This window comes from Halomonas sp. DP5Y7-2 (assembly GCF_019802025.1).
GTDB lineage: Bacteria > Pseudomonadota > Gammaproteobacteria > Pseudomonadales > Halomonadaceae > Halomonas > Halomonas litopenaei_A.
Genome location: NZ_JAHVHY010000006.1, coordinates 218,280 through 230,790, shown reverse-complemented (window position 1 = coordinate 230,790; position 12,511 = coordinate 218,280). Strand labels below are relative to the sequence as shown.

The following is a 12,511-nucleotide window of genomic DNA, read 5'->3' as shown; positions in this document are numbered from 1 at the left end:
TCGCCAGCGCAAAAGGTTCAATCGTTAGCGAGCAAGCCACCCTTAACGAGACCGCACCTCGGCCGCCTCGTCCGACACATCGACAGGCGCGCCCACCAACTGAGGGCGAAACTGTGCTCCCTGCCGCTGCAGATGACGACGCAGCAACGCCGCGCCGACCACCAGCCCAGCAACAAAGGCGAGAGGAGATGACCAGTGCTCCGGCCAGGCCAGCTCCACCAGCAGGGTCAGGCCCAACGCCACCCATAGCGGCAGCCCGTACATCAACACGCTGGCTCGCACCAGCGTCGCCGAGGCCAGCCTGATCGTCACAGGCTTGCCAATGGGAGGCCGGGATGTGGTCGCCACCTCAAGCTCACGGCGCTCAGGGGTGTCCTGGGACAGCCAACGGGCGCCGCAACCGCCCCGCGCAGCACACTGCCCGCAGCCAGGCTGAGGCTTCACCGCCACCCGAATACCGTCGCGGGTCCAGCCGATCACGGTCGCCTCTGCGGTGGCGCAGGACCCACTCATGATGACGCGCTCTGGTCGTCACTCGTCAACGAGGGAGCCGATGACGCCTCTCCCATCTCCAGGGTCTCGACCACTCGGATCAATACGCTGGGGGGCAACTCACCGACGGCCACCACCTGGAGCAACTGTCCCTGCTGCTGAATCCGACGTACCGCGGCGTGACTGGCGCCCAGTCGGTGCACCCCAGGACGCAGCGCCCGCGCCCCGGCAACCGGCTCGACAAACAGGCTGATGGTCGACAGGCCATCACTGTAAAGCTTGTGACGACGGGGCTCATCGGTATCGTCTGCCATCGCCATCAGGGGCTGGGCAACGAACCCACCCGGCAGCCAGCCGGCGCGCCAGGCGAGGGTCGCAGAGGACGCGGGCCGCTTCAGTTCGACCCTGCCCTGATAGCGCTGCGGCGGTGTCATCGCGACGACCTGGAAGGTATCCAGCACGCGCCCGTTGTCATCGATCAGCGCCCGCTTTAGAGGAATCGCCGTTTCCCGATCCAGCCACATGCGATAGCCGTAGCGCATGTCATCCAGGGGCAGCAGCTCGAGCCGCACCGCCGCCCGGTTGGCAATGCGCTCTTCACCGTCGAGTCGCAGGCGATAGAAATGGCTCAGATGCTTGACCAGGGCCTCGGGGGAAGCCGGTGCAGCTCCCCCCGGGGAAGGCAGTTCGAAGCGAAAGGCACCGCCCTCTCGCAGCAGCGAACGATTAGGTCCATCAAGAAAGTGCAGGCGATCTCGCTCCACCCCTTGACGGATGTCTCGCGCTACCGACAGGGTAACCACCTCGTCATCGACAATCCGCACCGCGCGGGCCTGATACTGGTAGCAATGGGATGCCCACACGCTGCGCTCGAACCATTCTCCCGGTTCAGAGGGAGGCGCCAGTGCAGGTAGCGCGGCACAGTCATAGACGCTCTGAACGTCAGCCTCCTCAGACGGCGCCCCGGCAAGCGCAGGGCTGGAGGAGACGGGCGCGCTCTGCGCCAGCGTCAGCGGAGAAAGGCACAGGCAGGCGAGAAGGAGCGTCAGCCGACCCGTCACGGAAGCATGCGGCCCTGCATATGGCATAGGAGGTGTGTCCCGACAGGCTTGTCATTAACGACGCCCGGCCCCATCAGGGGCCGGACAAATCCATCATGTGCGCAAGCGACAGTCATCGCTGCGGCAATCCGCGTCTGTTCAGCGCGCCTCGACGGGCGTACTGCGCAGCATCGGCATCCAGTTGTCGGCGCTGCTGAAGGCGGCGCCCTGGGCATGCCGATCAAGGTAGGACTGCAACAGCTGTGCCTGGGCCTGATCGCTGACCCGGGATTGCTGGGCCGAAGGTGACAGCATCATCGGCGACGCCACCTGCGCACCGACCGTCATCAACCCGCTATTCGTTGCACCATTGCCGGCCCCGGACTGGAACATCGGCAAATCCATCAGCGAGGGGCGCGAGGCCGCCACGCTGGCCAGCTCAGCGCCGGCATTGGCATTGGACACGCTGGCCGGCTGGGCGGCACCGTTTCCGGCTGCCAAGCCTGCAGTGCCAGCGGCAGGCGCGGCATCAAAGGACGAGTTGTAGAACTGCACGCCGCTGATCACCATCAACGACACCGCCGCCGCAATGCCAGCTCCGCGCGCCAGGCCAATGCCTCCACGCTGCGCTGTGCCTTGTGGGGACGACTCCACCAGCGGAGCAGGCTCATCCTCCAGTCGGGCCATGATGCCGGCCGACAGATCCACGGAGGGATCGGTATCTGTCTCGCGGCGCAGAGCAGACCGCATCAGATGGTAACGGCGCCAGCGTTCTGCGCTGTCCTGGTCGCCATCCAGTGCCTTCAGCACCCGACGCAGCTCCAGCTCGTCACCTTCATTGTCCATCAGGGCTGAAAGCGATTCCCGTGCGTTCAGACTCATTCTCCACACCTCATTTCGACGAAGCGTCACGCCTACAGGTCCAAGACCCTAGAATCGGCGTCAGGTTCCACTACCGAACTGCCTTTGTTCTGCCGCCTTGAAGCCAGCTACAGCGTGCGGCGTGAGGCAATGGAAGCCCAATGCATGTATCGGTCAGTCACTGGGTAAGACGCCCATTCTCGCCAACAGTTCATCTCAATTTGAAAAAAATGGGGAAGTCGCATGATTTGCCCTTTTCCCCAGGCCACTAAAGCCGCTCCTGCCGCCTATTCAGACAGGGATTCCGCATTGCGCGACGTGGTCATCAGCGGCTGAATATGCTGATCCACTGCTTCCCGCGCGCGGAAGATACGCGATCGCACGGTACCGACCGGACATTGCATGATCTGGGCAATATCTTCATAGGACAGACCGTCGAGTTCACGCAGGGTGATCGCGGTACGCAGGTCATCGGGCAGATTTTCGATGGCCTCGAACACGGCTGACTCTAGCTGATCCCGAGCAATCGAGGCCTCGGGCGTCTCGATGTCAGCAAGCCGACCGCTCATGTCCAGAACCTCGGCATCGTTGATGTCCAGATCACTGCCCGGCGGACGCCGACCACGTGATACCAGGTGGTTCTTGGCGGTGTTGATGGCAATACGGTACATCCAGGTATAGAAAGCACTCTCGGCCCGAAACTTGCCAAGTGCGCGATAGGCCTTGATAAAGGCCTCCTGAGCAACGTCCTGCACCTCGGCATGATCATTGATGTAGCGCCCGATCAGTCCGAGAATCTTGTGCTGATACTTCTTGACCAGAAGATCAAAGGCGCGGGTATCGCCCTTCTGGGCTCGCGCTACCAGTTGCTGGTCCGTTTCCTTGGCCGTCATCTCTCTCCTCCCCGACGGTGTCGGGCTGACGGCGCCGGACCCTCGGACTGGCCCGTGGCAACAGGGAAGCCCCTTTCACCCGTCGGCGACGTATAGGTCATAAGACTCGTCATGATAAAAGGCACAAGTGTTCCTGTTTCCGTGTCTCGCATCAAGCGTTCTCTGGCTCTATTTGTTGAAGCCGGTCGGACAGCGGATGCGCGACAAGGTTCCGTTGAACGATTGAAGTTTCCCTTGCCTCAAGGGATAGTAGGACCACGCAAAAACGTCAGCGCTGACACGATACACACAGGTAGACCTCATGTCCGACAAGCAGGTGAACAACCTCAACGTCCTGGCCCAGGATGTTCTCGTCACCCCAGAGCAATTGAAGCAGGAAATTCCACTGTCCGCCGAGGCAGAGGCCACGGTGATCGAAGGCCGCAAGACCGTCCAGAATATTCTCGACGGCAGCGACCCGCGCCTGCTGATGGTCGTCGGCCCCTGCTCCATCCACGACGTCGACGCAGCGCTGGATTACGCGCGCCGTCTGCGCCGCCTCGCCGATGAGGTAAAGGACAGCCTGTTCATCGTCATGCGCGTATATTTCGAGAAGCCGCGCACCACCGTTGGCTGGAAGGGACTGATCAACGACCCTCACCTCAACGACTCCTTCGAGATCGAGGAAGGACTGCACATCGCTCGGCGCCTGCTGGTGGAACTGTCGGAGCTTGGCCTGCCACTGGCCACCGAAGCGCTTGACCCGATCTCCCCTCAGTACCTGCAGGACTGCATCAGCTGGTCGGCGATTGGTGCTCGCACCACCGAGTCTCAGACCCACCGCGAAATGTCGTCTGGCCTGTCCTGTCCGGTGGGCTTCAAGAACGGCACTGACGGCAGCCTGGACGTGGCGGTCAATGCGCTGCAGTCGGTGGCTCACCCCCATAACTTCCTCGGCATCGACCAGCAGGGCAAGGTCGCCATCATCCGCACCCGTGGCAATGCCTATGCCCACGTGGTTCTGCGCGGAGGCAACGGCAAGCCCAACTATGACAGCGTCAGCGTGGCGCTGGCAGAGCAAGAGCTGAAGAAGGCTGGGGTGAAGCCGAACATCATGATCGACTGCTCCCACGCCAACTCCAACAAGGACGCTGCCCTGCAGCCACTGGTGCTCGACAACGTGACCCACCAGATTCTGGACGGCAATCGCTCGATCATCGGACTGATGGTCGAGTCCAACATCGGCTGGGGCAACCAGAAGATCAAGCAGGATCGCAGCGAAATGGCCTACGGCGTTTCGGTCACCGATGCCTGTATCGACTGGGACACTACCGTGGAAGCGCTGCGCGGCATGAACGAGCGCCTGGCCCCGGTACTGACCAAGCGCCTCGGCTAGCCCCACCAAGCCAGAGAGCTGGCTGCACCAGCGTCTTCACGCAACGAGCCCGCCAATGGCGGGCTCGTTGCGTTGTGCTGTCACATTCCATCATTGCCGCCTGAGCCCGCTCAACCTGACTGGCGCACTCCGTCCACCTCGCGCACGAAGGGCGGCAGTGAATCAAGCAGTGCCCGACCGTAACGACGGGTCAGCACACGGCGGTCGAGCAGCGTAATCCGGCCACGATCGGCTTCCTTGCGGATCAACCGGCCGCAGGCCTGCACCAGCTTGATCGACGCATCGGGTACGCTGATGCGCATGAACGAATTGCCACCTTGGCTCTCGATCCACTCGGCCAGGGTCGCGCCTACCGGATCATCAGGCACCGCGAAGGGCAAGCGGGTAATAACCACATGCGTCAGGTAATCCCCGGGCAGATCGATGCCTTCGGCAAAACTTGCCAGACCAAACAGGATGCTGCCTTCGCCGTCGTCGACCCGCTGTCGATGACGGGTGACCAGCTCGCGCTTGGGCAACCGGTCCTGCGCCAGCACCCGCTCGCGACGCTCCCGTGACAACGCCTTCTCTACCCCGCGCAGCTGTGCACGAGAAGAAAACAGCACCAGCACCGCCTCGCTGGCATCGAGAGCCTCGACGAAGTCAACGATGGCCCGCTCATGCCCTTCACGGTCAGAGGGATCCACCGCTTCCTTAGGCACACTCAACACGGCCCGCGAATAGTCGAACGGGCTCGGCAGTCGCTGGTAACGATAACGATTGGCCAGACCGGCACGCTCTTGCAGGCGCTCGAAGCGACCCAGCGCCGTCAATGTCGCCGAGGTCACCACGGCACCGTGGCAGCGCCCCCACAGCGAGCGCGCCAGGGTATGCGCCGCCGACACCGGGCTAGCCGAAAAGATCAGCTCGGGCTCCCCCTGGAAGCGCTCGAGCGTCAGCCAGCGGGCCCTGGGCGGCGCGTCCGCGGGATCCATCTCGGCAAAGGCCTGCCACAGCGCATGGGCTTCCAGCGCCCTGCCGTGCAACAGTGCCAGCAAGGGCAGCCAGGCCTCTGCCTGCTCACGTGCCAGCCCCGTGGACTTCTCGGGATCCAGGCTTTCACGCAGGATATCGGTCATCGACTCCAGGTGACGGCAGAGCTCGGCGAAGGGCACGACCAGCCCCTCCGCCTGGGTGCGCAAGGCCTCTGGCACGCGCCCCATCTCGAAGCGGTGCTGGGCACCATCCTCTTCGTCGGCCAGGCCGTGGGGACGCTCGGCGAGCTGGTGCCCCAGCGCAAAAATCTCACCCAGTCTTGGCTCAAGGGCATCCATGGCCACCGGCAGCGCCCCCAGCAGCCGTGCCAAGGTGGGCTGCACGCCCAACGCTGTATTGAGCTCTGTCAGCGAACCCTTGAGATTGCGCAGCCAGCGCAAGCCCCCACCCACGCTGAAGCGGTGGGTAAAGTGCGAGATGGCCTTGTCCGGCAGGTGGTGTCCTTCGTCAAAGACGTAGATGCAGTCCGCTGGATCAGGCAGCACCATGCCGCCCCCGAGCGCCAGGTCCGCCAGCACCAGATCGTGATTGGCGACGATGACATCGGCCTGATCAAGATCGCGCCTAGCGCGAAAGAACGCACAGGCGCCAAAGTGGCCACAGCGACGATTGGTGCACTGGCGATGATCCACCGTCAGGCGCCGCCAGTGCGCATCGTCGATGGCTTCACCCCAGCTGTCGCGATCCCCTTCCCAGCGACCGTTGCCGTAGGCGTCGCCCATGGCGGCGACCAGATCCTTGAAGTCATCGCCACTGGCGCTGTCCAGGCTCTGCTCGAACAGCGACAGCGTGGGGTTGTCCTCTACCCCGTCCATGGCGGCATCAAGCTTGGCCACACAGACATAGCGCCCCCGCCCCTTGGCCAGGGCAAAGTCAAAGGACAGTCCGCTATGGGCCTTCAGCGAAGGAAGATCCTGATGCAGCACTTGCTCCTGAAGCGCCACCGTCGCGGTCGCCAGCACCAACCGCTTGCCCCGCGCCTTGGCCACCGGCAATGCCGCCAGCAGGTAGGCCAGGGTCTTGCCGGTACCGGTGCCCGCCTCCAGCACGCAGACATGCTCGTCGCTCGTGCGCTTGCCGTCCTCATCCGTTTCGATGGAGGCCAGGGTGCGCGAAATTTCAGCGATCATCAGGCGCTGACCGTAGCGAGGCGTTAGCTCCAACGCCTCCAGCACACGGCGATAAGCGGTCTGAATCTCGCGTTTTAGGGCATCATCCAGCATGGCGGGTCCCGCTATGTTCGGCGATCACGGACGTTGGGCAGGCATTGCCCACAGACAAGCAGGGCCGGCACTGAGCCGGCCCTGTCACACAGGCAACCCGTTCACCCAGGTGAGCTTAAAGCAGCCCTTCCGGTGGGTGTTCACAAGGCAACTTGTCACCGATGAAGCGCTCGATCTCGGGCAGCGAGAAGGCATCTTCCTCACCAACAAAACTGATCGAGACGCCCTTGGCTCCCGCACGACCGGTCCGACCGATCCGGTGCACGTAGTCCTCGGGATCTTCCGGCAGGGTGTAGTTGATGACGTGGCTGACGTCTTCGATGTGTATCCCTCGCCCGGCGACGTCCGTTGCTACCAGCACCTGGATTTCGCCCTCGCGGAACTGCTCCAGGGTGCGGATGCGCTGGTTCTGGGGCACATCACCAGAGAGCATCGCCACGTTGATATCGGCCTTCTTGAGCAGGTCCTGAAGCTTGCGCACCAGGTCGCGACGATTGCCGAACACCATGACGCGATCAAACGACTCCTGCTGCAACAACTGCACCAGCAGCCGCTGCTTGTCGTCATCGCTGACCATGTAGACGCGTTGATCAATGTTCGCGGCGTTGTCCACGGTCACCGCGATTTCCACGTGGGAAGGCTGATGCGTCCACTGGCTTGCCAGATTGAGGATGTCCTCGGTGAAGGTCGCCGAGAACAGGAACGTCTGGCGCTCTTCGGGCTTGGGGGTGTAGCGAATGATACGCTTCACGTCCGGGATGAAGCCCATCGACAGCATGCGGTCGGCCTCGTCCAGCACCAGCACCTCGACCTGACTCAGATCGATGTCCCGCTTTTGCTGGAAGTCCAGGAGGCGACCAGGCGTCGCGACCAGGATGTCCACGTTGCCTGCCAGACCATCGCGCTGCTTTTGATAATCCATGCCACCAACAACGCTGGTCACCTTGAGTGAGGTGAACCGTGCCAGGGCCTTGGCATCCTTCTCGATCTGCAGCGCCAGCTCACGGGTTGGCGCCACAATCAGCGCGCGCGGGGCGCCAGCCTTCTGACCGTCCGGCGCCTCTTCTTCCAGAAAGTAGGCCAGCATGGAAATCAGGAAGGCGGCCGTCTTGCCGGTCCCGGTCTGCGCCTTGCCGACCACATCCCCACCCAGCAGCGTGTGGGTCAGCGCCTCGGCCTGAATCGGCGTGCAATATTCAAAGCCCAGGGCATGAATGGCACGCATCAGCGGCAGCGGCAGATCGAAGTCATGGAACCGCCACTTGCCCGCCACGGCGGGCACCTGGAACTGGCGCAGGTCCCAGTTGGACTGACGGCGCCGCGGCTTGCGACGACGACGCTTGGGCTTGCGGCTCTCGGCCGGTGCGGTGGTCTGTTCCGACTCGCTCATAGGCTGTGCTGTGTGTCCGTCTCGGGAGGTGAATGCAAACGGGACACGCAGAGCGGCTGCTCTCATGTCCTGACTCAAGCCGGCCATTGTAACAGCCTCTGGCGGTTTGGGCTTGCCTGATGCGTATTCGTTGCACGACGACGGCTGCCCCGTCAGCCCTCGCCCTGTTAGAATGCGCACATTATAGAGAGGAGCCCCGCGTCATGACACGCCGCAAGAAGACCCGCTCGCTGGCCGACAAGGTGACCATTCGCACCGGTCGGCGCAAGGACTACAAGCAATGGCGCCACGAAAACCCCGACGAAGTGACCTCGTCCCGGCGCTTTTCAGCCAAGAAAAAGCAGCAGCGCAAGAACCAGGCGGCCAAGCGCCTGGAACGTATGCGCGCTGCCCCCAACATCGAGATCCACCCCTCTCGTCCGGACACTCCTGACAACGATGCTGGCAAGGGAGATTCCTGATGCGGCTGGTGTCCTTCAACATCAACGGTATTCGCGCCCGCCTGCATCAATTGGAAGCCCTGATTGCAGCCCACCAGCCCGACGTGATTGGGCTGCAGGAGACCAAGGTTCAGGACAGCGAGTTTCCCCGCGAGGCGGTGGAGGCCATGGGCTACCAGGTCTATTTCTTCGGTCAGAAAGGCCACTACGGTGTCGCTCTGCTGACGCGTCAGACGCCAGAGGAAATCCGCTACGGCTTTCCCAATGACAATGAGGACGCTCAGCGGCGCATGATTGGCGCACGCCTGCCATGCGCCGACGGCGAGTCCGTCTGGGTCTACAACGGCTACTTTCCCCAGGGCGAGAGCGTCGACCATCCGACCAAGTTTCCCCACAAGCGCGCGTTCTACGCTCAGCTGCAACAGCTGCTCGACCAGCAGCATTCGCCCGAGCAGCGCCTCGCGGTGATGGGAGATTTCAATATCTCGCCCGAAGACATCGATATCGGCATCGGCGAATCCAACCGCAAGCGCTGGCTGCGCGAGGGCAAGACCAGCTTCCAGCCGGTGGAGCGCGAGTGGCTGAGCGGTATCAAGGGATGGGGACTCGTCGACAGCTATCGTCACCTGTACCCCACCGTGGACGATCGCTTCAGCTGGTTCGATTATCGCTCCAAGGGCTTTGATCGTGAGCCCAAGCGCGGCCTGCGAATCGACTATATCCTGACCACCTCAAGCCTCACCGAACGCGCCACCCAGGCCGGCATCGACTATGACCTGCGCGGCATGGAAAAGCCGTCCGATCATGCGCCAGTGTGGACCGAGTTTGACCTGTAGGCAGTACCTGGCGCCGCTGGCGATATCTGTTGCATGGCAGAAAAGGGCCGCCCACCGGGCGGCCCTTTTCATGTAGCGGCGTGTAGCGGCTTGCTAGCGCGGGCTAGCCCTGCTGCGCCAGGCGACGAATATCCGCCGCGATGGCCTCTACCGAGTCGCTGTCGCGCATCAACAGCCGAGCATCACCACCGGCATCGAAGGCAAAGATGGCGCTGGAATGATCAACGTCGTAGCTACCATCCGCCTCTGGCTCCCCCAGTCGATAGCTGACACGATAACGATTGGTGACCTCGTCCAAGGCGGCCTTGTCCCCGGTGACGCCGACAAAGCGGGGGCCAAAGGCCTCGGTGTAGGCCTTTAGCACCTCAGGAGTATCGCGCTCGGGATCCACCGAGACGAACAGCACCGTGACATCCTCGCGAACCGTTTCGTCCAGTTCCCGCAGTGCGGCGGACAGGCGCGCCAAGGCGGTCGGGCAGACATCGGGACAATGGGTGAAGCCGAAATAGACGAGCACCGTGTCGCCGGCGACATCCCCTTCATTGATCCGAGTGCCACTTTCGCTGACCAGCTCGAAGTCCAACGGCGGCATGGTCTCCGAAATGTCCGTGCCACGCCAATTGGCATCCTCGCAGCCCGCGAGCGCAAGCCACCCTAGCCCAAGACACACCCCCAAGGCGCGCTTCCCAAACGACGTCATCCTACCCCCATGCCTAGCATCATTACGTCATCACCACGTCATAACTACATCATAACTACGTCATAACCCAGGCGACGGCGGGCCACCACCGCTGGAAATTGCTTGCGTGGCAACCCAGAGCCCGTGCAATGACCCGAGATGTCAGAGCGCTGCCGGAGACACCACTTCAAAGGTGGCCGCGACGTCTCCCCCACCTTCCAGCAACAGCGTCACGTCGACATTGTCTCCGACGTTGAGGGTCGCCTGGGGCTGCATAAACATCAGATGGTAGCCTTGCGGCGCAAACTCTCGCGTCTCGCCCGGCCCCACCTCGAAGCGCTCGACACCGTGCATCATGGCCATGCCGTCCTGTTCCATGCTCATGTGCAGTTCCACCGATTTGTAGGCATCGGTCTCGGCGCCTACCACGGCGACAGCCGCTTCGCCCGGATTATGCAGCTGGAAGTAGCCGGCGCCAGGCCTGTCTCCAGGCAGCGCGCGAAGACGCGCGTCACTGATCTCCAGCTCAGCGGCAACGACAGGAGTAGCCAGCAACAGGCCAGCAAGACCAAGAGACACAGCAGCAGACATGAAACGCATGGGAGAACTCCAGACGATGGGCAAAGACGGCATCAGGGCTGACACCTGGGAAGCACTGCATCGCCTGTCAGCAGAGCGCTGACAGACCACAATGCGTGTTGAAACGACGAGAATTGACGTCTAGCTCAACGTCCCCCGTCGTGGTGTCCATGTAGAAGGACGCAAACCCTTGCTCGGGTGACAGGCGATAGGAGCCGCATAGACCGTAGCCATAGCGTACTTCCTGCAACTGAGCCAGCTCGATGAAAGAGGAAGTGCCCAGCGCCGAGGCCAAGGCACGCCGAGCGTCGTCATCGAGGCGACTGTCCGACAGCGCCTGGGAGCCAAAGATCGCCGCCGCCAGCACGATAATCGCAGCCGTTGGAACAACGACCAGTAATAAAGGGCTTCGAAGTGTTTTCATGCGCAAAGTCTACGGTTGAACGCTGATCGTCGACAACCCAATCGCGCTGCGGGCGGCGATCGCTCAGCTGTCTGTGCCGCCCATGTCAGAGCCTTCGTCCGCTGGTGGAGTCTCCTCGGAAAGTGCCGCCAACCAAGACGTTGCGTCGGTTTCTCCCTTTTCGAGCGCTCGCTTCAGCGCCCCTACCGCGACGGACTCCTGCCCCCAGGCTGCGGCAATCTGTCCCAAGCGCAGCCAGTCGCTACCCCGGTCATGGTCGCTGGCCAATGCCTGCCAGGCGGCCAGGGCACGCTGGCGATCGCGGGCACGAAACCAGGCTTCGGCCAGTTGGCGCTGACGGCTCTCGGTGGCCTCAAGGACACCCTGCTCAATGGCCATGGCCAGCAGCTCAGCCGCGCGGGCGGGCGTACCTGCCGCCAAGTGCAATTGGATGCGCTGCTCCAGGTCATCACTCCCGGATAGCGCACCATGGCGCCAGCCAGACTCCCACAATGCAGCAGCCCGCTGCGGCTGTCCCAGACGCTGAGCCATGGCCGCCGCGCGCCGCCAGCCCTCGCTATTGGCGGGGTGATCAGCCAAGGCAGCCTCCAGGTCCGCCAATGCCTGATCCAGCCGGCCGCTGCGCTGCATGACGGCGCCGGCGAACTGCCGGCGTTCAGCCGTCGGGTCGGCATCCTGCTGCCTGGCCCGCTCGACCCAGTCTGCGGCCTCGTCCCACGCTTCCTGCTCGGCGGCCAGTTCGGCCATCAGCCATAGTGCATCGCTGTCCTGATGGCGTTGGAGCCAGTCCTCGAGCAGCACCGCCGCGCGAGACGACTGGCCTGCCTGGATGCGCAGTTCGGCTTCCTGGCGCTGCCAGCGGTCACGCTGCTGCGCCTCTATTCCGTCGAGTTCCCGTGCTGCGGCAAGATGTTCTGCGGCCTGCTGATGCCGCCCCTGGGCGGACTCGGCCCCTGCCGCGAGCTGCAGGTACAAGGCAGCCGCCCAGCGATCCGCCGCATTGCCGGCACTGAGCCGCTGAGCCTGGCTTTCGGCCTTGTCCTCAACCGCAGATGGATCATCTGCAAGTTGCTGCTCGAGCCCCTTGAGATCGGCAATGATGCCCCCTGACAGGGTCGGTGCGGCTAGCGCGGTCGACGCTGCTACAGGCAGCGCTGCCCCCACTGCAATGGACAGCAAACTGCGCAGGGCTCGTCCCGCCAGCGGTGTTGTCGACATGGCTACCTCGCTTGCTGGTTTCATCA

At 63.1% G+C, this 12,511-nt stretch carries 13 protein-coding genes; 3 read left to right on the top strand and 10 right to left on the bottom strand.

The annotated features are described in order from the left end of the window. Positions 1-42 precede the first annotated feature (42 nt). The 4 genes from KUW18_RS13245 to rpoE all read right to left on the bottom strand — a co-directional run bounded on the left by KUW18_RS13245 (position 43) and on the right by rpoE (position 3,286). Complete coding sequence (locus KUW18_RS13245) at positions 43-513, bottom strand: SoxR reducing system RseC family protein (protein WP_222561614.1); 471 nt, start codon at positions 511-513, stop codon at positions 43-45. Then, a complete protein-coding gene (locus tag KUW18_RS13240) occupies positions 510-1,553 on the bottom strand; it encodes a MucB/RseB C-terminal domain-containing protein (RefSeq protein ID WP_222561613.1) in 1,044 nt (347 codons plus the stop codon). Before KUW18_RS13240 ends, KUW18_RS13245 begins: the two co-directional genes overlap by 4 nt. Before the next feature lie 138 nt (positions 1,554-1,691). Further along, the gene (locus KUW18_RS13235; protein ID WP_222561612.1) at positions 1,692-2,414 is read right to left on the bottom strand and encodes a sigma-E factor negative regulatory protein; all 723 of its coding nucleotides are present in this window, start codon (positions 2,412-2,414) and stop codon (positions 1,692-1,694) included. A 266-nt stretch (positions 2,415-2,680) separates the two neighbouring features. After that, on the bottom strand, positions 2,681-3,286 hold the full coding sequence (rpoE, locus tag KUW18_RS13230; RefSeq protein WP_222561611.1) for an RNA polymerase sigma factor RpoE: 606 nt from the start codon (positions 3,284-3,286) through the stop codon (positions 2,681-2,683). A 301-nt stretch (positions 3,287-3,587) separates the two neighbouring features. Here rpoE and KUW18_RS13225 point away from each other — a divergent pair, with 301 nt between their 5' ends. Beyond that, on the top strand, positions 3,588-4,661 hold the full coding sequence (locus tag KUW18_RS13225; RefSeq protein ID WP_206937503.1) for a 3-deoxy-7-phosphoheptulonate synthase: 1,074 nt from the start codon (positions 3,588-3,590) through the stop codon (positions 4,659-4,661). A 110-nt stretch (positions 4,662-4,771) separates the two neighbouring features. Here the strand turns inward: KUW18_RS13225 and dinG are convergent, their stop codons facing one another. Next, positions 4,772-6,919, bottom strand: a complete 2,148-nt coding sequence (gene dinG, locus KUW18_RS13220) for an ATP-dependent DNA helicase DinG (RefSeq protein ID WP_222561610.1) — start codon at positions 6,917-6,919, stop codon at positions 4,772-4,774. 115 nt (positions 6,920-7,034) lie between these two features. Continuing rightward, positions 7,035-8,309 carry an ATP-dependent RNA helicase RhlB gene (gene rhlB / locus KUW18_RS13215; RefSeq protein WP_206937487.1) on the bottom strand — a complete coding sequence of 425 codons (1,275 nt, stop codon included), beginning with the start codon at positions 8,307-8,309 and terminating at the stop codon, positions 7,035-7,037. 203 nt (positions 8,310-8,512) lie between these two features. Between rhlB and KUW18_RS13210 the strand changes: the two genes are divergently transcribed. Beyond that, entirely contained in the window at positions 8,513-8,770 is a 258-nt protein-coding gene (locus KUW18_RS13210; protein ID WP_222485487.1) for a hypothetical protein, read from the top strand. Continuing rightward, a complete protein-coding gene (gene xthA, locus KUW18_RS13205) occupies positions 8,770-9,585 on the top strand; it encodes an exodeoxyribonuclease III (protein ID WP_222561609.1) in 816 nt (271 codons plus the stop codon). The genes KUW18_RS13210 and xthA overlap by 1 nt, the downstream gene beginning before the upstream one ends. A gap of 103 nt (positions 9,586-9,688) precedes the next feature. Here xthA and KUW18_RS13200 read toward each other — a convergent pair whose 3' ends face one another. The 4 genes from KUW18_RS13200 to KUW18_RS13185 all read right to left on the bottom strand — a co-directional run bounded on the left by KUW18_RS13200 (position 9,689) and on the right by KUW18_RS13185 (position 12,485). Continuing rightward, positions 9,689-10,177, bottom strand: coding sequence for an SCO family protein (locus tag KUW18_RS13200; RefSeq protein ID WP_222561608.1), 489 nt, complete (start codon positions 10,175-10,177; stop codon positions 9,689-9,691). A 249-nt stretch (positions 10,178-10,426) separates the two neighbouring features. Next, positions 10,427-10,864 carry a copper chaperone PCu(A)C gene (locus KUW18_RS13195; protein WP_222561607.1) on the bottom strand — a complete coding sequence of 146 codons (438 nt, stop codon included), beginning with the start codon at positions 10,862-10,864 and terminating at the stop codon, positions 10,427-10,429. Positions 10,865-10,931: 67 nt separating this feature from the next. Next, positions 10,932-11,267, bottom strand: coding sequence for a hypothetical protein (locus KUW18_RS13190; RefSeq protein WP_222561606.1), 336 nt, complete (start codon positions 11,265-11,267; stop codon positions 10,932-10,934). A gap of 63 nt (positions 11,268-11,330) precedes the next feature. Next, positions 11,331-12,485, bottom strand: a complete 1,155-nt coding sequence (locus tag KUW18_RS13185; RefSeq protein ID WP_224852034.1) for a hypothetical protein — start codon at positions 12,483-12,485, stop codon at positions 11,331-11,333. Positions 12,486-12,511 lie beyond the last annotated feature (26 nt).